This window comes from Chelatococcus sp. XZ-Ab1, assembly GCF_029309855.1.
In the GTDB taxonomy this organism is placed as follows: domain Bacteria; phylum Pseudomonadota; class Alphaproteobacteria; order Rhizobiales; family Beijerinckiaceae; genus Chelatococcus_A; species Chelatococcus_A sambhunathii.
In genome coordinates this window covers 641145-660039 of sequence record NZ_JARKII010000001.1, presented here as the reverse complement: position 1 = coordinate 660039, position 18895 = coordinate 641145, and the positions used below count along the sequence as shown (strand labels likewise).

Sequence of the window (18895 nt, the reverse complement as noted above, 5' to 3'; positions counted from 1 at the left end):
TGGCGCGCTGGCCCACAAGGGGCAACGGCAAGGAACGATTAACCCTAACGAAAGGTAAACGTCGGGCACCTCTCCCCATCCCTGGCACGGGTGCTGCATTCTCGAGAACATGATGTCGGCAACCGTGCCGGGCTGGAAGGAAACGGCACAACCACGCGCCGCTCGCCACTCCCCTCCCGCCGGTGCGCCGCACGGTCGCGCACGGAGCCGGGACGACAGCGGGTCAAAATGAAACATGTGACGAGCCGCGCACTCTACGACTACTGGAACCGCCTGCGCGGGGAGCGAGCAGCGCCCGAGCGGGGAGAGATCGCGCCTGGCGAGATCCGCCACATCCTGGGCGACACCTTCATCCTGGACATTGACGGCGGCGAGCCCCTATTCCGCTTGGCCGGCGCGCGGCTGTGCAGCCTCGTCGGGGAGGATCTCAAGGGGCGTGCCTTCACCTCCCTCTGGCACGAGGACAGCCGCCATGAGAGCCGGCGCGCCATCGCCCTCGTCCTCGACAACCAGGCAGGCGTCGTCGCCGGTGCCGAGGCGCGTCCGCACCCGGCAGCGCCTGCCTCGTCGGGGCAACCGCTCGACCTGGAACTCATGCTCCTGCCGCTGCGCTATCGCGGCAAGACCCATGCCCGCATGCTCGGCGCGCTCTCGCCTGCAGCCCCACCCGACTGGCTCGGTCTCGCTCCTCTTCCTCCCCTCGCCTTCACCTCGGCGCGGGTCCTCTGGCCGGAAGGAACCGACCGCCCGGCCGTGGCGGGCGCCGTTCAGGACCGCCGCGGTCATCTGATGGTCTTTCGCGGCGGGCGGGGCTGACCCCCCGGCCGAAGGGCGGACCGCAGCGCTGTCGTCCCGAAGGGCAACAGCTTCGCGCAAGACAAGAGCGCATGACTGTTCACGCGCTTTCGGCGCTTCATGGATCGTCGGGGATCAAGTATCTATTGTACTCGTCCGCTGGCTGATTCTCCGCAGCTTGGTATTTCGACACGATGGCACGGCCGATTTCACCGACAACTATTGCCTTGCGTGCCAACAAGCAGGATCGACGGCGCCATCAGCGGGTGCCGGTCACGCTCGTCGGCCGCTACATGCTGCCGGACAAGCAGGAGTATCCGTGCCAGACGCTGGACATGTCGCCCGGCGGCGTCAGCCTCGTAGCTCCGACACCTGGCGCCATCGGTGACCGGGTCATCATCTATCTCGAGCAGATCGGCCGCCTCGAAGGCGAGGTGACCCGTCATATAGACAATGGCTTTGCCGTGCGCTTCACCGCGACACCACGCAAGCGCGAGAAGATCGCGACCCAGCTGATGTGGCTGGTGCACCGCGACACGCTTGGGCTGCCCGAGGATCGCCGCCACGAGCGCATCGTGCCCAACCGGCAGTTGACGACGATGGCAATCGCCGGTGGCGACCGCCAGACGGTGCGCATCATCGACATTTCGCTGTCCGGCGCCGCCGTTTCATCTGCCGCCGCCCCGGCGGTCGGGACGATGGTCACGCTCGGCCGCACCGAAGGCCGCGTCATGCGCCACTTCGAAGGCGGCTTCGCCGTGGAATTCCTCGTGCCGCTCCCCGAGCAAGACTTCGACGAGACGATCGAGCTCTGATGGTACGCCGCCGGGGTGCCGCGAAGGCAATCGTCCAGCCGCCCTCCGCCGTCATTCCCGCGCTCGTCGCGGGCATCCACGCCATGAAATCGCGCACAAGCCGGGAGGCGTGGATGGCCGGGATAAGCCCGGCCCGGACGCTGGAAGAGGGCGCTCTCCTATTGTCACCGTCGGGTGGACGGCCTCGATAAAATGCGCTGAAATTGAATTAATCCTCGATTTACTTAACAAAACATGCGTTAATGGCCCGTATATCTGTAAAATTACGTTTGTTTTATTGAATGTCGATGGATTTTGCTGCCCTAAGATGTCTCCCGACGAATTGGGAGGCGACAATGAAAAATCCTATCGTCGCATTGGTCCTCATCCTCGCCGGCGCCGTCGCGGCGGACGGTGCCCTGGCGTACGGGCAGCGGCCGGAGCCGACGCCAACAGCCGCCGAGCACGGCCTCGCCCGCCCGCCGGTCGGCTGGCTGCAATTCTGCAGCATGCACCCGGCCGATTGTGCCGTCGACCGGCAGGAAGAGGCGCAGATCGACCTCGATGCCCGCCGGTGGCGGCTGCTGACCGCCATCAATCGCAAGGTCAACGGCGCCATCGTGCCGCAGACCGACGAGGAGCAGTGGGGCGTCGTCGAAAGCTGGAACTATCCCGACAGCGGCAGGGGCGATTGCGAGGACTACGCGCTGCTGAAGCGCCGGTTGCTCGCCGAGGCTGGCCTGCCCCGGCGGGCGCTGCGCCTTGCCGTCGTCATCGACGAGAACGGCGAGGGCCATGCCGTGCTGATGGTGCGCACCGACCGGGGCGACCTGATCCTCGACAACAAGCGCGACGCCGTCCTGCCCTGGCTCGCCACCGGCTATGTCTTCGTGAAGCGCGAGAGCCAGGATTTCGCCGGCTGGACCTCCCTCGGCCACCAGGGCTCCGAGATGACGGCGAGTCCGCGCTGACGACCCTGCCGGCCTTGCGAGGCCGGCGCTGCGTGCCTCGAAAACCACAGCCATGAACAAATGTTAACCTTGATGAGACGTTGACGCCTGCGCTGCCTTGCGGCATCACCCCCGCCTGTGAAAAGGTAAACGAAGTCTTAAAGGGGTTGGGGCGGTCGATGGGTTCGCGTACCTCCGTCATTCTGGCGCTTGCAGCCTTGTGTCTCGTTTCGCTGGCTGCCACGGCCGAGGCCGATACGCGCAAGACGGCTTCCGTTTCCCAGGCCCGCCAGCTTGAAGTCAATCTCCCCGACGCTTCCTCTGCCATCGAGCGCACGATGGCCCGCCCGCCGGTCGGCTGGCTTGCCTTCTGCCGCACGAACTGGAGCGAATGCACCGATGACGCGGGCGGCCCCAGCATCATCGACCTCGACCGATCGGACTGGCACGACATCGTCCGCATCAACCTCGACGTGAACCGTTCGATCACACCCGTAACAGACATGGAACACTGGGGCGTCGAGGAATCGTGGGACCTGCCGGTCGACGGCAAGGGCGACTGTGAGGATTATGTGCTCATGAAGCGCAAGCTCCTCATCGAGCGGGGCTTCCCTGCCCGCGCCCTGCTGATCACCGTGGTGCGGGACGAGGTCGGCGACGGCCATGCGGTGCTGACCGTGCGCACCACCCGCGGCGACTTCATCCTCGACAACAAGCGCGATTCGATCCTCTCGTGGACGGCGACCGGCTACCGCTTCATCAAGCGCCAGTCGCAGCAGGACACGATGCATTGGGTCGCCCTTGGCCAGCCCGATGCCGGCACGGCCACCGCTGCGGCGCGCTGACACGGCCTGACGGCCGGCGGCCACGTGCGCCGCCGGCGAAAATCGGCTAGCAAGGCACCTCCCTCTCGCCTCCAGCGACTCGCGCCTTGTCAGCCCAGCCCCTCGATATCCTCAAGACCGTCTATGGCTATGGCGCCTTCCGCGGACGCCAGGCGGCGATCATCGACCACGTGATCGCCGGACGGAACGCCTTCGTGCTGATGCCCACCGGCGGCGGCAAGTCGCTGTGCTACCAGATTCCGGCGCTGGTACGCCGCGGCACCGGGCTCGTCGTCTCGCCCCTCATCGCGCTGATGGAAGACCAGGTCGCGACGCTGCGCCAGGCGGGCGTGCGGGCGGCTGCGCTCAACTCGCGCATCTGGGGCGCGGAGAAGGACGAGCTCTGGCACGAGGTGGGGCGCGGAAAGATCGACCTCCTGTACATGGCGCCGGAGACCCTGCTCAGGCCCGAGACGCTCGAGCGGCTGAAGGCCGTTCCCCTGTCCCTCATCGCCATCGACGAGGCCCATTGCCTCTCGCAATGGGGGCACGACTTCCGGCCCGAGTACCGCGCGCTCGACGTGCTGATCGACCTCTTCCCGGAGGTGCCGCGCATGGCTCTTACGGCCACGGCCGACGCCCCGACACGCGAGGAGATCGTTGCCCATCTCGCCATCGGTGCCGGGAACAGCTTCGTCGCTGGCTTCGACAGGCCCAACATCCGCTACGGCGTCGCCGAGAAACAGGGCACGACCCAGCAGCTGCTGCGCTTCCTCGCCGCACGCAAGGGCGAGAGCGGCATCGTCTACTGCCTGTCAAAGCGCAAGACCGAGGAAGTGGCGGCGACGCTCAACGCCCACGGCTTCACCGCCCTCGCCTATCACGCCGGTATGGACATGGCAGCGCGCGAGGCCAACCAGCGCCGCTTCCAGCACGGCGAGGGCCTCGTCATGGTGGCCACGATCGCCTTCGGCATGGGTATCGACAAGCCGGACGTGCGTTTCGTGCTGCATGTCGACCTGCCGGCCAGCATCGAGGCCTATTACCAGGAGACCGGCCGCGCCGGCCGCGACGGGCTGCCCGCCGAGACGCTCATGCTCTACGGCGCCGAGGACATGGCGCTGCGCCGCCGCTTCATCGACGAATCCGACGCCCCCGCGGAGCGCAAGCGCATGGAGCACCGCAAGCTCGACGCATTGCTCGGCTTCGCCGAATCTTGCCAGTGCCGCCGCCAGGTCTTGTTGCGCTATTTTGGCGACGACTGTCCGCCTTGCGGCAATTGCGACGTCTGTCTCGACCCGCCGGAGACCTTCGACGGCACCATCGCCGCCCAGAAGCTGCTCTCATGCATCCACCGCACGGGCGAACGCTTCGGCCAGGGCCATGTCGTCGCCGTGCTCCTGGGCGAGGAGGACGAGCGCATCGAGCGGCTCGGGCACGACAAGCTCTCCACCTACGGCATCGGCCGGGAGTTCGACCGCAACCAGTGGCGCTCCATCATCCGCCAGCTCGTCGCCCACGGCCTCGTGACCGTCGACGTCGCCGGGCATGGCAGCCTCGCCATCTCCGCCAAGGGAGCGCGCTTCCTGCGCGAACGATCCTCGATCATGCTGCGGGCGCTGAAGAAGCCGCAGCCTGGCGGCCGGAAGGCGGCGCGTCGGCAGGCGGTCACGGCGCTGCCGGATGGGGACCGCGAGCTCTTCGAGAAGCTGCGCGCGCGGCGCCTCGAATTGGCGAAGGAGCAGAACGTTCCGCCCTACGTCATCTTCCACGACCGTACGCTGCAGGACATGGCGGCCCGCATGCCGCGCACCCGCTCCGATCTCGCGGCCATCTCCGGCGTCGGCGAGTCGAAGCTCACCCGCTATGCCGAGGCCTTTCTCGAGGTCATCACGGCGCATGCGGCCGAGGCACGCTGAACACGCTCAGTCGAGCCGCTTCAGCCCCGCCGCGAACCGGCGCCAGTTGCCGACATAGCCCATGGCCGACAGCCTGAGCCCGGCGAGGGCCTTCTCGTCGAGGGCGCGCACGGCCCGGGCCGGTGCGCCGACGATGAGCGAGCCGTCGGGAAACTCCCTGCCCTCAGTGACGAGCGCGTTGGCGCCGACGAGGCAATTGTTGCCGATGCGCGCGCCGTTGAGCACCGTGGCGCCCATGCCGATGAGGGTTGAAGCGCCGATGCGGCAGCCGTGCAGGATGGCGTGGTGGCCGATGGTGCAATCCGGCCCCACGGTGAGCGGAAAGCCCATGTCCGTGTGCAGCATGGCGCCTTCCTGAATGTTGCTGCGGTCGCCGATGTCGATCAGCTCGTTGTCGCCGCGCAGCACGGCGCCGAACCACACCCCGACTTCGTCACCGAGCCGGACGCGGCCGATCACATGCGCATCGGGCGCGATCCAGAAACGATCGGCGGCGGGCAATTCGGGGCTGAGATCGCCAAGGGCATAGACGGGCATCACGGTCTCCACAGTCGATGGCGCAAGGAGGGCCCGCCGGAAGCCGCCCGTCAAGCCCGTCCTCCCCTGTTGGGAAGGACAGCGGTGCCGGGCTTGGTTAACGCGGCTTTAGGCAAGATGGCGCAATTTGGCCGCAGCCGCCGTCCGGTGGTCTGGAGATCACGTCAACCATGGTCCTTGCAGCAGAAAGGCTTTTCTCCGTTGTTGCCCGCCGGCTTTCGATCCTGCTGTGCTTGTCGCTCGCCGCGGCGGCCGCGGGCGCCGCCGTGCTGGCCGGCATCTTCTTCCTTCGTCCTGCTGCCCCGGAGAAACCTGCTCCAGCCCGCATCGGCTACGAACTCGCCGGTCACGCGCTGAGCGTGCCCGCATCCTGGCTGCGCGAGACGATGGACCGGTCGGGCGGCACAGTACCCCGGCTCGATCTCGCCATCCCCTGGCCGGGCACCGCTGCCGCCAGCGATGCAGAAATCGTGACTGTCACCCTCGTCCCGGCGGACGCGGCGCTCGACCCTGCCGAGCGGCCGGCGAAGCTCTACTTGCGTTTTCTCGCGCCCGAGACCTGGCCCGGCCCCGGCGGCCTCGTGCTGCGCCGCTTCCGCCCTGGCACGCCCTACGCGGGCGAGGAGCTTTACCTCGCCCCGCCCGACGGACGGCGTTTCTTCGCCCGTTGCACGCGCGCAGGCGCGACGGGCATCGTCGCTCCGCTCTGTACCACGGTGATGCGACTTGCCGGCATCGACGTCATGCTCCGCTTCGACTCCGAACGCCTCGCCGACTGGCCCCGGCTCGGCGCCAGCGCCGAACGGCTCATCGCGATCATGTCGCCGCCGCCCGAGTCGCAATGACGACCCGACAACGAAAAAGGGCGCGCCGGTCGCCGGGCGCGCCCTTCTTGATGGCCTTGCCGGCTCAGTCCTCGAGATCGGCGTCGAGGATCGCCATCTGGAAGCTGTAGGACTTGTCGCCGTCCTCGTCGTCGAGGAAGAGCACACCGACGAACTCTTCCCCGATATAGACCTCCGCCGAGTCGGTCTTGCGCGGGCGCGCAACGACGCGAATGCCGGCATTGGCGAAGGTGCGGCGCAGAAACCGCTCGACTTTGGCAAGTTCGTTCTTGTCCATGGCGCCGCCTCTCGTGTTCGGGTCTTCGGAAGGGCCCCGCTTGCCATGGAACAAGGCCCACGGGCAAGAGCGAAGGCCCTCAATCCCCCAACTTCTCGGCGAGGATCTGGTCCATGCTGCGCGCCGGCTCGGCACAGCCGGCGGTGCCGACGACCCGCGCCGGCACGCCCGCGACCGTCGTGTTGCGCGGCACCGCGTGCAAAACGACCGAGCCGGCGGCCACACGGGCGCACTGCCCTACCTCGATATTGCCGAGGATCTTGGCGCCGGCGCCGATCAGGACGCCCTGACGAATCTTGGGATGGCGGTCGCCGCGCTCCTTGCCCGTGCCCCCTAGGGTGACGCCCTGCAGGATCGACACATTGTCCTCGACGACGGCTGTCTGGCCGACGACGAGCCCCGTGGCATGGTCGAGGAAGATGCCCTTGCCGATGCGGGCAGCGGGGTTGATGTCCGTCTGGAACACCTCGGACGATCGGCTCTGCAGGTAAAGCGCGAAGTCGCGCCGTCCCTGCTGCCACAGCCAGTGGGCCAGCCGGTAGGTCTGGATGGCGTGGAAGCCCTTGAAATAGAGCACAGGCTCGATCAGCCGCGTGCAGGCCGGGTCACGGTCGGCGACAGCGACGATATCGGCCCGGAAGGCCTCGCCGATCTCCGGCGAATCTGCGATTGCGGCAGTAAAGACCTGGCTGATGAGCTCGCTCGAAACCACGTCATGGTCGAGCCGCGAGGCGACACGGTGGATGATCGCCGATTCCAGTGTCTCGTGGTTGAGGATGGTGGCGATGACGAAGCCGGCAAGCTCCGGCTCGCGTGCCACCACCGCCTCGGCCTCCTCGCGCAGCCGCGTCCACACCGGATCGACCGCCTCGAGACCGTGGCGCCTGTGCTCGCTCGCCTTCGTCTGACCGGGGGCCATGCTCGTCTCCTCGTCGTTGCGCGCCCACGGCCGGACAGCTCGGCCCCACCGCAAGGTGCGCTTAAGTTAGGGCGCCATGGCCGGCACGCCAAGGGGCATGCGGAAGGGTCGCGCGGCAGATTGTATCGTCGCAGGACGCGAGCGGCAGGTCACCGGTTCGCCGCCTCGAGCGCGCGGACGATATCGCGCGGATCGCGCCGCAGGAGCGTCAGCCTATATGATCGTTCGAACCGCCGAGTCGGCCCGATATGCAAGCCAGGATCAGTGAGCGAGGACCTGCCGATGCCATCCCCCGTCGCCTCCCACAGCCTGCGCCTGTCAGTCGCCTCCGGCATCGCCACAATGACCATCGATAACGAGGCGCGCCGCAACGCCATCGATTTCGCCACCTGGCGCGCCTTCCCGCAGGTCATGGCGACCCTCGGTGCCGACGACAACGTGCGCGTCGTCATCATCCGCGGCGCGGGCGACGTCGCCTTCACAGCCGGCGCCGACATCGGCGAGTTCGGCTCTCTCCGCGCGAGCCCGGAGGGCGGGCGCGCCTACGAGGCGGCGAATCTCGCCGCCTTCGAGGCCGTCGCCGCCTGTCCGAAGCCGGTGCTGGCCCTGATCCGCGGCTTCTGCCTCGGCGGAGGGCTCGGCATCGCGCTGGCCTGCGACCTGCGCATTGCCGCCGACGATGCCGTCTTCGCCATTCCCGCCGCACGGCTCGGCGTCGGTTATCCGCCGGCCGGCATGGGCATGATTGTCGCCGCCATCGGCGCGGCCGCCGCCAAGGACCTCATCTTCACCGCCCGCCGCATCGAGGCGGCGGAGGCGCTCACCCTCGGCCTCGTCCAGAAGGTGGTGCCCGCCGGCGACATCGAGCGCGCGGCCGCAGGTCTTGCCGAGACCATCGCCGTGAATGCGCCGCTGACCATCCGCGCCGCCAAGGCGGCCGTCGCCACGGCTGCGGGCCTGCCTGGCGCTGGCACGCCGAACGACCTCCAGGCCCTGGCCGATGCGTGCTTCGCCAGCGCCGATTATGCGGAAGGCTGCGCCGCCTTCCTCGGCAAACGCGCGCCCCGCTTCACCGGACGATGAGGTGAGGACGGTGACGAACCGCAAGTGTCTCAGGATCGCCGTGGCGGCCGTGCGCGACGAAAAGGGGCGCCTTCTCCTCGTGCGCAAGCACGGCAGCGACATCTTCATCCAGCCCGGCGGCAAGATCGAACCCGGCGAAGCGCCGGAGGCCGCCCTCGCGCGCGAGCTCGCCGAGGAACTCGGCGTCGCACCGCAGCCCGGCACCCTCCACTCGCTCGGCGTCTTCACGGCGCCCGCCGCCAACGAGCCGGACACCGATGTCATCGCCCATCTCTTTGCCGTGCACCTCGCAGGCACGCCGCGCGCCGCTGCCGAAATCGCGGAACTGTCATGGCTCCCCTTGCACGAGGCCGACCGCTGGCCTCTCGCCAGCCTGATCCGCCACAAGGTTCTGCCGCTGCTTGCAAAAACCATTCCCGCTCAGGACCTTGGCATCGTCCGCTGAATCGGCTTGCGAGCCACACGGCCATCAGCTGATTCAATTTCTCAAGTTCCGGATTCAATACGCGAGGCCGCTGAATCCGTTTCTCAAGCGCCGGAATCGCCACCTGAGCTTCCCCCGGCAAGCGATTCAGAAGATTCCGCTTCTTGCCCTCACGCCTCGTCCTGCTCGGCGAGGAACGCGACGACGCCCTGCTTGTGCACCTTGTCGCCCACCGCAAGGTTGTGATCCCGACCGGGAATGTCGAGCGCCCGGCCATGTGGCAGGAGCGCTGCAAGCTCATGCGGCGAGCCGGCGATGGGATCGTTGGTGCCGACGGCGACGAGCACCGGCACCGCGATCGTCCCCACCTCCTCGCGTGTCAATGTCTGGCGCGAACCGCGGATGCAGGCTGCGAGCGCCTTGAGGTCGCTCTTCGTCTGCTCCGCGAAGGCGCGGAACAGGCGCTGCATCGGATCCCTCAGCCCATCGAGCGAAGGCGCCTCCATCGCATCGGCGATGCCGAGCGGCAGGCCGACGCCCTGGATGAGATGAATGCCGAGTCCGCCGAGCACGGCCGAGCGCACGCGGCCCGGATGGCGCAGCGCGAGATGCGCCGTGATGCGCGCGCCCATGGAATAGCCGACGACATCCGCCTCGGCGAGGTCGAGATGGTCCATCAGCCGCCGCACGTCCTCGGCCATGACGTCGGAATGATAGGCGGACGGCTCGTAGAGCTTCTCGCTCTGCCCGTGGCCGCGGTTGTCGAGCGCGATGACGCGCCGCCCGGCGCGCGCCAGCGTCGTCGTCCACAGCGTGTTCACCCAGTTGACCGAATGGTTCGAGGCGAAGCCGTGCACCAGGATGACGGGGCGCCCCTCGCCCTCGTGCGCGGGGACGTCGACATAGGCGAGGCGGACGCCGTCGGAACTGAAGAAATGCATGTCTCTCTCGCTCTGCAGCCCCCACCCATAGGGGCCACGGGTTTCCATCGGGTGAACGCATGCCGCGGGCGGGGGTCGGCCAGCGCTGGGCAAGCGACAGGTTATTCATTTGTCGCAGGTCGCAGGCGAAAAACCGGTCTCCACTTTTTCGCGCCATGCTCTATGGTGCGCCGCAAATCGCTGATCCGCCAAGATGAGGTCAAGGGCAATGGCCGCGAAATCCGTCCCCCACTTCCACAACGATACGGGCGTCGCCGTCATCCACGTCGGCGTGCACGAGTTCATGTGCATCGGGGCCAAGCCGCCCTTCGACCATCCCCACGTCTTCCTCGACATGGGCGACGACAACGAGATCGTCTGCCCCTATTGCTCGACGCTCTACCGCTACAAGGCAACGCTCAAGGCCGAGGAAAGCGAGCCGGCCGACTGCCTGTGGCACGCGGAAGCCGCAACGGCCGCCTGAGGCCCGCGGAGCCCGATCATGCCTGAGAGCACGCCACCGGCCGTCGTCGTCGGCGCCGGCATCGGCGGCCTGACCGCGGCACTCCTTCTCGCCCGCCAGGGCCGAGCCGTCACGCTGCTCGAGCGGCGCACCACGCTCGAGGAGGCTGGTGCGGGCATCCAGCTCTCGCCCAATGCCAGCCGCGTGCTCGTTGCGCTTGGCCTCGCCCCGGCGCTCGCACGCCATGCGGTGACGCCCGATGAGTTGGTCGTCCGCTCGCTGTCGTCCGGCCGCCGGCTTGCGACGATGCCCCTTGGCGAGGCGATGCGCGCGCGCTTCGGCGCGCCCTATTGGGTGATCCACCGAGCCGACCTGCACACCCTGCTGCTCGACGCCGCGCGCGGCGAGCCGAATATCCGCATGGCCGTCGGCCGCAAGGTCACCGCGGTCACGGTCGATGGGAACAAGGCGCGCCTCGCCGTCGAGACCGCCGGCGGCGCGAGCGAGGAGCGTGAGGCCGGCCTCGCCGTCGGCGCCGACGGCATCTGGTCATCGGTGCGCGCGGCGCTCGGGGACAAACGCAAGCCCGTCTATCGCGGCTATGCCGCCTGGCGCGCCACCATCCCGGCCGGCGAAGTGCCGGAGGAGATGGCCGGCAACGTCACGGGGCTGTGGCTCGGCCGCGGCATGCACCTCGTTCACTATCCGGTCAGCCGCGGCCGCCTGGTCAATATCGTCCTCGTCGCACGGGCGGATGGCTCGGTGAACGAGTGGAACAGCAAGGCCCATGAGGCCGATGTGGCGCAGCACCTCGGCCGCGCCGTGCCCACGCTCAGCGCCATCGCAGCCCGGCCGCTCGACTGGCGCGTGTGGTCCCTCTTCGACCTGCCGCCGCCGCGCCCCTGGGGCCGAGGACCGGTCACACTCCTCGGCGATGCAGCCCACCCGGTGCTGCCCTTTCTCGCCCAGGGCGGCGCGCTCGCCATCGAGGATGCGGCCGTTCTCGCCGATGCCCTCGCCAGCAAGCCGGACGATGTACCGGCCGCCTTGCGCGCCTACGAGACCGCCCGACAGGCGCGGGCCGTGCGCGTGCAGCAGGCGGCACGCGAGAACGGGCGCGTCTACCACATGCCGGCCCCGCTCTCGCTCATGCGCAACCTCGTCATGTCGCGCCTGAGCGGCGAGGCGATGCTGGCGCGCTACGCCTGGCTTTACGGATGGGAGCCACCGCAGCGGCGCGACGCCCGGTTGAGCGCGGCCTGAAGGGATCAGGAGGCCGGGCCCCACACCTCCTCGAGCCGCCGGTCGCGGCCGCAGGCGAAGCGGTAATACTTATATTTTGCCGCGTTCTTGCGGTAATAGTTCTGGTGGTAATCCTCGGCCGGATGGAAGGTCGCGGCCGGCAGGATCTCGGTGACGACGCGCCCGTTGAGCCGCGCGCTCACCGCCCTGAGCGAGGCCTCGGCCGCCTGGCGCTGCTCGGGCGAGGCGACAAAGATCGCCGAGGTATACTGGTCGCCCCTGTCACAGAACTGGCCCCGCGCGTCATGGGGATCGATGTTGCGCCAGAAGATGGCGAGCAATTGCTCGTAGGTGACGCGCGAAGGGTCGTACACCACCCTCACCGCCTCCTTGTGGCCGGTCCGGCCCGAGGAGACTTCGTTATAGGTCGGGTTCGGCGTTCGCCCGCCGATATAGCCGGAGATCGTCGCCGTCACGCCCGGCACGGCGTCGAAGGGCGGCTCCATGCACCAGAAGCAGCCGCCGGCGAAGATGGCGCTCGCGCCGCCCTCCCCGTCTTGCGCAACAGCCGCTGCCGGGGCGCCGAAAACGAGGGCCAGGCTAAGAAAGAGGGGACCGAGAGCAAAGGAACGCATGTCGCCACCACCGGTCGGAAATGATCGAGCCTACGACGGCGTGAAGGTCATGGCGACACCGTTCATGCAATAGCGCAGGCCCGTCGGCGGCGGCCCGTCGTCGAAGACATGGCCGAGATGGCCACCGCAACGGCTGCAATGCACCTCGGTGCGGGTCATGAAGAAGCTGCGGTCCTCCGACGTGCCGACCGCTCCTGCAATGGGTGCATAGAAGCTCGGCCAGCCCGTGCCGCTCTCGAACTTCGTCGAGGAGGAGAACACGGCCTGCCCGCAGCCGGCGCAATGATAGATGCCGGCGCGCTTCTCGCCGTTGAGCGGGCTCGTCCCGGCTCGCTCGGTGCCATGCTTGCGCAGGACGTTATATTGCGCCGGCGTGAGCTGCGCCCGCCACTCCTCGTCACTCTTCTCGACGGGAAAGCGCCCCGCGGCCTTCACTTCCTCGCGGGCGCCGAAGAGGCGTCCGACCGCAGCCGCTCCCGCGGCCAGTGCGCCTCCCCCCAGAATGTTCCTGCGGCTCATCATCGTCCCACCCAGGTTCCGGCCGGCCCCACGAGGCGGGACGCGGCCGCTGTCGGATCGTGCGGCGCAAGGATAGGCCGGCGGGGACGGACCGGCTGTCACGAAGGCGCGATGTCACGCCCGTGTGAGGGCGCGGTCAGTCTGGTGCGGACGGCGGGGATCGAACCCGCACGGGCAAGCCCGAGGGATTTTAAGTCCCTTGCGTCTACCAGTTTCGCCACGTCCGCATGCGGCGAGGGTTACCGCCCGCCGGGAGCGGGCGCAACCCGGCTCACGCGCGCTTCGAGGCCCTTCGCTGCGGAAATTGTGCAAGGGCGGTGGCAAGGCGGGTCCAGGCCGCTTCATCCCCCGGCAGGCCGAAGCGTAGGCGGTTCGGCGCCTGGTCGAAACGGCGGACGTAGATACCGCGTGCGCCCAGATGCTCGAACAGCGCCCCGGCGCGGCTCGTCTCGACCAGCCGGAAGAGCGGCGTGCCGCCGACGACCGCAAGCTCCGGGCCGGCCAGCAGCGTGTCGAGCCGAGCCGCATCGCTCGCGAGCCGGTGCCGCATGGCCTCGATCCAGACGCGGTCGCCAAGCGCCGCAAGCCCGACGGCCAGCGTCGGGCCGGGAACGGCCCACGGGCCGAGTTCCTGCCGGATCTGCCCGGCCAGCGCCTCGTCGACCGTGATGGCAAAGCCGAGGCGCACCCCGGCGAGGCCGTAGGCCTTGCCGAAGGAGCGCAGCAGCAGGATCGGCGCGGCGGCGTCGAGCAGCCCGGCACAGCTCACCTGCGGCATCACATCGGCGAAAGCCTCGTCGACGATGACGAGACCGTCCCAGTGGCGCATGCGCCCGGCAAGGGCGACGATCGCGGCCGGCGGCAACGTGTGCCCATCCGGGTTGTTGGGATTGACGATCACCGCCACGTCCGAGGCGGCAAGATCATCCACGCTCGCGGTGACGCGCACGTCATGCCCCGCCGCCTGCCACGCCGTGACGTGTTCGCCGTAGGTCGGGCCGAGAACCGCGACGCGGCCGCGCGGACGCAGGCGCGGCAGCAGCTGGATGAGCGCCTGTGTGCCCGGCGCCGCAACGCAACGGGCCTGCGGCGCAACACCATAGGCCGCGACCGCCTTCGCCTCCAGCTGCCGCCGCTCCCCTTCCTCCGGCAGGCGGGTCCAGCAGTCCGCCGCGAGCGACGGCAATGGAAACGGATGCGGATTGATGCCCGTCGACAGGTCGAGCCACGGCTGCGGCGCGGCCGGGAACAGCCGGCGCGCCACGCCGAGGTCCCCACCGTGCACAATGCCGTCTCGGCTGCCGGGCTGAGCCATGCTATCGGCATGCTCCGTCATGGATCTCACGTTTGCCCTTCCCCTCGCCGCGCTCACCGTCGCTCTTGAGGCGATTGCCGGTTATCCGCGCGCCCTCTTCCGTGTCGCCGGCCATCCCGTGACCTGGCTGGGACTGCTCATCGCATGGCTCGACCGGCATCTCAACAGGCAGAACGAATCATTTACCACGCGGCGCGCCGGGGGCGTTATCGCCCTTCTCGTCATCGTCGCTGCTGCGGCAATCCCCGCCCTCCTCCTGCAGGAGGCATTGCTGGGCCTCCTGGGTCCGCTGGCACTCGTCGCGGTCGCCGCTGTCGCATCGAGCCTCGTTGCACAGCGCAGCCTTCACGAGCATGTCGCGGCCGTCGCCGTCGGACTGGAAACGGAGGGGCTCCACGGCGGGCGCCAGGCAGTGGCCATGATCGTCGGCCGCAACCCCGAAACGCTCGACGAGGCGGGCGTCGCCCGCGCCGCCGTCGAAAGCCTCGCCGAGAACTTTTCGGATGGCGTCGTCGCGCCGGTCTTCTGGCTGGCCGTGGCGGGTTTGCCCGGAGCAGCAGCCTACAAGGCCATCAACACGGCCGACAGCATGATCGGCCACAAGACCGAAAGGCATGCCGCCTTCGGCTGGGCCGCGGCCCGCCTCGATGATCTCGTCAACCTGCCGGCCTCGCGCCTGACAGCTCTCTTTCTCGTGCTCGCGGCGGCGCTGACGCGCGGCGCCGATGCGCGTGCGGCGATCGCCGCCGTGCGCCGCGACGCCCGCCGCCATCGCTCGCCCAATGCCGGCTGGCCGGAAGCCGCCATGGCGGGCGCGCTCGGCCTCAGGCTCGCCGGCCCGCGCATCTACGGCACGACGCGCGTCGAGGACGCCTTCATGGGAAACGGCCGCGCCGAGGCGACGGCCGCCGACATCCGCCGCGCGCTCGCGCTCTTCCGGCGCGCCTCGATGCTGCAGTGGCTCGTCCTCGCCGCCCTTGCGGCGCTGGTGCTCGCCTGAGGCTCAGCCGGACGCGCCGTTGCGGATCGGCGGCTGGAAGGTGAGGCCCATGTCCCAGGGGAAGTAGATCCAGGTGTCCTGCGACACCTCGGTGACGAAGGTATCGACCACCGGCCGGCCCTGCGGCTTGGCATAGACGGTGGCGAAATGCGCCTTGGGCAGCATCTGCCGCACCATGCGCGCCGTCTTGCCCGTGTCGACGAGGTCGTCCACGACGAGCACTCCTGCACCGCTGCCATCGCCGAGCGCACGGATCTTCGGATCGATCTCCTTGAGGACAATCAGCTCGCCCTGGTTCTGGTAGTCGTGGTAGCTCGCGATGCAGACCGTCTCGATGAGGCGGATCTCGAGTTCGCGTGCCACGACCGCCGCAGGCACGAGGCCGCCGCGCGTGATGCAGACGATAGCCTCGAAGGGCCCGGCGCCGTGCAAGCGCCAGGCGAGCGCGCGCGCATCGCGGTGGAACTGGTCCCAGGAGACGGGAAAGGCCTTTTCGGAGGTGGGCGACATGGGTCTTGCCTCTGGTATCGAACGTCAGGACGCCGCGTGGAGCCGCGCGACCATCTCGGCCACGGCGGCGCGGACGGCTTCGAGGCGCGCCGCATCGCGACTGCGCACGACGATGTTGGTATTGAAGCGGCCATCTTCGGAGAAGGGATAGCTGCCGATGGAGACGTCGGGATGGGCGTCGGCGATCGCCTTCAGCGGCGCGGCGATGTCGCCCTCCTTCGCGTCGGCACGGATGGTGGCCGAGAGCATGCGCCGCCCGGTGCTCAACGTCGGCGCCACCTCGTCGAGCATCGCCTGCATGATGGCGGGCACGCCCGCCATGACGATGACGTTGCCGATGCGGAAGCCCGGCGCCTTGGAAACGGGATTGGCGATGAGCTCGGCCCCGTGCGGGATGCGCGCCATGCGCCGGCGCGCTTCGTTGAGGTCCTCCGGCCTGATGCGTTCGAGGAGCATCGCGATGGCGCGCGAGTCCTCGCCGATGCCGACGCCGAAGGCCTTGGCGACGCTGTCCGCCGTGATGTCGTCATGCGTCGGCCCAATGCCGCCGGTGGTGAAGAGATAGTCGTAGCGGGCCCTGAGCGCGTTGACCGCGGCGACGATCTCCGCTTCCGCGTCCGGCACGATGCGCACCTCGCGCAGGTCGATGCCGATGGCGGTGAGGTAGTCAGCGATATAGCCGATGTTCTTGTCCTTGGTGCGTCCGGACAGGATCTCGTCACCAATGACGAGAACCGCCGCCGTCACCGGGCCCTGTGCTGCTGCCGCCATGCATGTCTCCCTCGCCCGGCTTTATGGCATCACCCGCCGCCGTCGGAAGGGGTTTTCGCGGCATGGCGGGGCAAGATCAAGAGCAAAGCTGCCCGCCGGCTTGTCGCGGAGGCATGGCGCTGCTACCTGCCGGCCGTCCAGCCGGAGGAGTCGATGCAGTTTGACAGCCCCCTCGCCGAAGGGCGCCTCCTGCGCCGCTACAAGCGCTTTCTCGCCGATATCGCACTTCGCGAAGACGACATCGTCACCGTCCATTGCGCCAATCCCGGCGCCATGCTCGGCCTCCTGACACCCGGGAGCCGCGTCTTCCTCTCGCGCTCGGCCAATCCGGCACGCAAGCTGCCGCTCTCCTGGGAGCTGGTCGAGGTGGACTTCGGCTGGCGCGGGCCGCAACTCGTCGGCATCAACACGGGTCATCCCAACCTCCTTGCCGCAGAGGCGATCGCGGCCGCGCTCATTCCGCAACTCGCGGGTTACGAGCGCCTGCGGCGCGAGGTCAGGTACGGCCGGACGAGCCGCGTCGACATCCTGCTCGAGGCGGATGGGCGCCCGCCCTGCTACGTCGAAGTCAAGAACGTCCATCTGATGCGCCGGCCCGGCCTCGCCGAATTCCCGGATTGCGTCACCGCCCGCGGCGCCAAGCATCTCGAGGAGCTCGGCGACATGGTGGAAACCGGCGCGCGCGCCGCGATGCTGTTCATCGTCCAGATGGAGGCGGAGGCCTTCACGCTCGCCGCCGATCTCGACCCTGCCTATGCCCGCGCCTTCGCGCGGGCCCGCGCACGCGGCGTCGAGGCCTATGCGCTCGCCTGCCGCGTGACGCCGGCCGGCATCGTCGCCGAGACGCCGCTGCCCATCCTCGTCTGATCCGCCGGACTAACGGCCGTTCCTCTGTTGCGCTATGCTGCGGCACGCGGACCGTCGCCCTCGCCTCGACGGCCGTCATGCCGGGGGTCAACGATGCTGCCCGCCCATCTTGCTTTTCTCGCCGTTCCGCTTCTTGTCCTCGGCCTGCAGCAGAGCCTCGCGGCGGACGGGCCACCGGCTCTCGACGTCGAGCGCAGCTGCCGCGACGCCGCCACCGCCGACGCGCTCGGCCAGAGCCGGCAGTTCGACCAGGCGGCCTTCGACGGCTGTATGGCGCAGGAGAACGGCACCCACGCCACGCTGGAGAAGGAATGGGCGAGCTTCCCCGCGGTCCAGCGCGACGAATGCCTCTCGGAGACACGTGGCGCCGACCTGCCGAGCTATGTCGAGCTCTACGAGTGCCTCAAGCTCGATCAGGAAACGCGCGGTAAGAAATGACGGCTCACGACCGCTCGAAGACGAAATTCATCCGCGTCTTGACGAGGAGCTTGTAACCCTTCTCGCGCAACAGCGCAGGCAGGTCGATCTGCCAGCGCCCGCTGCCATCCTCCAGGATGACGAGCCGCGGAAAGAGCGACGGCGACGCATGCTGCAGGAATGGCTCGAGGATCAGATCCTCCGCTCCCTCGACGTCGAGCTTGATGGCATCGATGCGCTCGAACCCCTCCTCGCGCGCGAGGTCGGCCAGCGTCGTCGCCGGTACGCGCACCGACTTGGCGGTGCCGGAGCCGACGATCTTGACGCTCGACTCGCCGCGGTTCTCGTGGTCGAGAAAGAGCGTCAGTTCGCCCGCCCGGTCCGCGACGGCGCAAGCCACCGCCTTGATAGTCCCGAAAGGATTGAGGCTGATGTTGAAGACCAGGCGCTCGAAGATGTCGGGCTGCGGCTCGACGGCGAGAATGCGTGCACGCGGGCCCGCGAGCGCCGCCACGAAGAGCGCATAGGCGCCGACATTCGCCCCCACGTCCATGAAGACGAAGCCGTCGCCGATGCGCTCGGCAAGCAGCGCCCGCTCTTGCCGGTCGAAGAACTGCGGCGTGAACAGGATCTTCTTTTCGCAGACGTTGTCGTAGGGGTAGAGGCGCATGCGCGCCCCCAGCGTCTCGACATCGACCGGCGCGCCGTCGAGACGGTTGATCACGAGCCGCCTGAGGCCATAGGCGGCGCGCTTGCCCAGCCAGCTTTCCGGCAGGCTGCGCGTCATCTCGATCATCGTCCGGGCCAGCGACCTGGGCGCGAAGCGGCCGAAGGGTTCGGTATCGTTGAAGGAGCTGATCGTCATCGTC

The 18895-nt window shown here is 68.5% G+C and carries 23 protein-coding genes and 1 tRNA gene; 13 read left to right on the top strand and 11 right to left on the bottom strand.

Annotation, left to right across the window (positions count from 1 at the left end):
- The first annotated feature begins 228 nt into the window (after nucleotides 1-228).
- The 5 genes from P2T65_RS03190 to recQ all read left to right on the top strand — a co-directional run bounded on the left by P2T65_RS03190 (nucleotide 229) and on the right by recQ (nucleotide 5282).
- Nucleotides 229-816, top strand: coding sequence for a PAS domain-containing protein (locus P2T65_RS03190; protein ID WP_055457290.1), 588 nt, complete (start codon nucleotides 229-231; stop codon nucleotides 814-816).
- Nucleotides 817-989: 173 nt separating this feature from the next.
- The gene (locus P2T65_RS03185; protein ID WP_055457291.1) at nucleotides 990-1610 is read left to right on the top strand and encodes a PilZ domain-containing protein; all 621 of its coding nucleotides are present in this window, start codon (nucleotides 990-992) and stop codon (nucleotides 1608-1610) included.
- Between the two features lie 335 nt (nucleotides 1611-1945).
- Nucleotides 1946-2560 carry a transglutaminase-like cysteine peptidase gene (locus P2T65_RS03180; RefSeq protein WP_276199166.1) on the top strand — a complete coding sequence of 205 codons (615 nt, stop codon included), beginning with the start codon at nucleotides 1946-1948 and terminating at the stop codon, nucleotides 2558-2560.
- An 80-nt stretch (nucleotides 2561-2640) separates the two neighbouring features.
- Nucleotides 2641-3384, top strand: a complete 744-nt coding sequence (locus P2T65_RS03175) for a transglutaminase-like cysteine peptidase (RefSeq protein WP_245316205.1) — start codon at nucleotides 2641-2643, stop codon at nucleotides 3382-3384.
- Between the two features lie 86 nt (nucleotides 3385-3470).
- Nucleotides 3471-5282 carry a DNA helicase RecQ gene (gene recQ / locus P2T65_RS03170; RefSeq protein ID WP_055457294.1) on the top strand — a complete coding sequence of 604 codons (1812 nt, stop codon included), beginning with the start codon at nucleotides 3471-3473 and terminating at the stop codon, nucleotides 5280-5282.
- Between the two features lie 6 nt (nucleotides 5283-5288).
- Here the strand turns inward: recQ and P2T65_RS03165 are convergent, their stop codons facing one another.
- Nucleotides 5289-5819, bottom strand: a complete 531-nt coding sequence (locus P2T65_RS03165) for a gamma carbonic anhydrase family protein (protein ID WP_055457869.1) — start codon at nucleotides 5817-5819, stop codon at nucleotides 5289-5291.
- Between the two features lie 170 nt (nucleotides 5820-5989).
- Here P2T65_RS03165 and P2T65_RS03160 point away from each other — a divergent pair, with 170 nt between their 5' ends.
- Nucleotides 5990-6664 carry a hypothetical protein gene (locus tag P2T65_RS03160; RefSeq protein WP_055457295.1) on the top strand — a complete coding sequence of 225 codons (675 nt, stop codon included), beginning with the start codon at nucleotides 5990-5992 and terminating at the stop codon, nucleotides 6662-6664.
- Between the two features lie 64 nt (nucleotides 6665-6728).
- On the opposite strand, the gene P2T65_RS03155 is transcribed toward P2T65_RS03160, so the two are convergent.
- Both P2T65_RS03155 and cysE read right to left on the bottom strand, forming a co-directional pair.
- A complete protein-coding gene (locus P2T65_RS03155) occupies nucleotides 6729-6941 on the bottom strand; it encodes a DUF3126 family protein (protein ID WP_055457296.1) in 213 nt (70 codons plus the stop codon).
- 79 nt (nucleotides 6942-7020) lie between these two features.
- Nucleotides 7021-7860, bottom strand: a complete 840-nt coding sequence (cysE, locus tag P2T65_RS03150; protein ID WP_055457297.1) for a serine O-acetyltransferase — start codon at nucleotides 7858-7860, stop codon at nucleotides 7021-7023.
- 282 nt (nucleotides 7861-8142) lie between these two features.
- Here cysE and P2T65_RS03145 point away from each other — a divergent pair, with 282 nt between their 5' ends.
- The gene (locus P2T65_RS03145) at nucleotides 8143-8943 is read left to right on the top strand and encodes an enoyl-CoA hydratase (protein ID WP_276199165.1); all 801 of its coding nucleotides are present in this window, start codon (nucleotides 8143-8145) and stop codon (nucleotides 8941-8943) included.
- Between the two features lie 10 nt (nucleotides 8944-8953).
- Nucleotides 8954-9388: an NUDIX domain-containing protein gene (locus tag P2T65_RS03140; RefSeq protein ID WP_276199164.1), complete on the top strand. Its 435-nt coding sequence runs from the start codon at nucleotides 8954-8956 to the stop codon at nucleotides 9386-9388.
- 149 nt (nucleotides 9389-9537) lie between these two features.
- Here P2T65_RS03140 and P2T65_RS03135 read toward each other — a convergent pair whose 3' ends face one another.
- The gene (locus tag P2T65_RS03135) at nucleotides 9538-10308 is read right to left on the bottom strand and encodes an alpha/beta hydrolase (protein WP_276199163.1); all 771 of its coding nucleotides are present in this window, start codon (nucleotides 10306-10308) and stop codon (nucleotides 9538-9540) included.
- A gap of 208 nt (nucleotides 10309-10516) precedes the next feature.
- Here P2T65_RS03135 and P2T65_RS03130 point away from each other — a divergent pair, with 208 nt between their 5' ends.
- Together P2T65_RS03130 and P2T65_RS03125 are read left to right on the top strand one after the other, a co-directional pair.
- Nucleotides 10517-10771 (top strand): zinc-finger domain-containing protein, encoded by a 255-nt coding sequence (locus P2T65_RS03130; protein WP_055457301.1) that lies wholly within the window; start codon nucleotides 10517-10519, stop codon nucleotides 10769-10771.
- 18 nt (nucleotides 10772-10789) lie between these two features.
- The gene (locus P2T65_RS03125) at nucleotides 10790-12013 is read left to right on the top strand and encodes an FAD-dependent monooxygenase (RefSeq protein ID WP_276199162.1); all 1224 of its coding nucleotides are present in this window, start codon (nucleotides 10790-10792) and stop codon (nucleotides 12011-12013) included.
- Nucleotides 12014-12018: 5 nt separating this feature from the next.
- Here P2T65_RS03125 and msrA read toward each other — a convergent pair whose 3' ends face one another.
- The 4 genes from msrA to cobD form a co-directional block, all read right to left on the bottom strand.
- Complete coding sequence (gene msrA, locus P2T65_RS03120; RefSeq protein WP_055457303.1) at nucleotides 12019-12627, bottom strand: peptide-methionine (S)-S-oxide reductase MsrA; 609 nt, start codon at nucleotides 12625-12627, stop codon at nucleotides 12019-12021.
- A 30-nt stretch (nucleotides 12628-12657) separates the two neighbouring features.
- Entirely contained in the window at nucleotides 12658-13149 is a 492-nt protein-coding gene (gene msrB / locus P2T65_RS03115) for a peptide-methionine (R)-S-oxide reductase MsrB (RefSeq protein WP_276199161.1), read from the bottom strand.
- Nucleotides 13150-13288: 139 nt separating this feature from the next.
- Nucleotides 13289-13373: transfer RNA gene (locus P2T65_RS03110), tRNA-Leu, on the bottom strand.
- A 44-nt stretch (nucleotides 13374-13417) separates the two neighbouring features.
- Nucleotides 13418-14482, bottom strand: a complete 1065-nt coding sequence (cobD, locus tag P2T65_RS03105; protein WP_055457304.1) for a threonine-phosphate decarboxylase CobD — start codon at nucleotides 14480-14482, stop codon at nucleotides 13418-13420.
- Between cobD and cbiB the strand changes: the two genes are divergently transcribed.
- Nucleotides 14481-15461, top strand: a complete 981-nt coding sequence (gene cbiB / locus P2T65_RS03100; protein WP_063189089.1) for an adenosylcobinamide-phosphate synthase CbiB — start codon at nucleotides 14481-14483, stop codon at nucleotides 15459-15461. The two genes, cobD and cbiB, sit on opposite strands and share 2 nt — an antisense overlap.
- 3 nt (nucleotides 15462-15464) lie before the next feature.
- Here the strand turns inward: cbiB and gpt are convergent, their stop codons facing one another.
- A complete protein-coding gene (gpt, locus tag P2T65_RS03095) occupies nucleotides 15465-15971 on the bottom strand; it encodes a xanthine phosphoribosyltransferase (RefSeq protein WP_055457306.1) in 507 nt (168 codons plus the stop codon).
- A gap of 24 nt (nucleotides 15972-15995) precedes the next feature.
- Nucleotides 15996-16742, bottom strand: coding sequence for a competence/damage-inducible protein A (locus tag P2T65_RS03090; protein ID WP_063189091.1), 747 nt, complete (start codon nucleotides 16740-16742; stop codon nucleotides 15996-15998).
- A gap of 153 nt (nucleotides 16743-16895) precedes the next feature.
- Between P2T65_RS03090 and sfsA the strand changes: the two genes are divergently transcribed.
- On the top strand, nucleotides 16896-17609 hold the full coding sequence (sfsA, locus tag P2T65_RS03085; RefSeq protein ID WP_063189093.1) for a DNA/RNA nuclease SfsA: 714 nt from the start codon (nucleotides 16896-16898) through the stop codon (nucleotides 17607-17609).
- A gap of 93 nt (nucleotides 17610-17702) precedes the next feature.
- Nucleotides 17703-18047, top strand: a complete 345-nt coding sequence (locus P2T65_RS03080; RefSeq protein ID WP_055457309.1) for a hypothetical protein — start codon at nucleotides 17703-17705, stop codon at nucleotides 18045-18047.
- A 4-nt stretch (nucleotides 18048-18051) separates the two neighbouring features.
- Here the strand turns inward: P2T65_RS03080 and P2T65_RS03075 are convergent, their stop codons facing one another.
- Nucleotides 18052-18891 carry an FkbM family methyltransferase gene (locus tag P2T65_RS03075; protein WP_055457310.1) on the bottom strand — a complete coding sequence of 280 codons (840 nt, stop codon included), beginning with the start codon at nucleotides 18889-18891 and terminating at the stop codon, nucleotides 18052-18054.
- Between the last annotated feature and the right edge of the window lie 4 nt (nucleotides 18892-18895).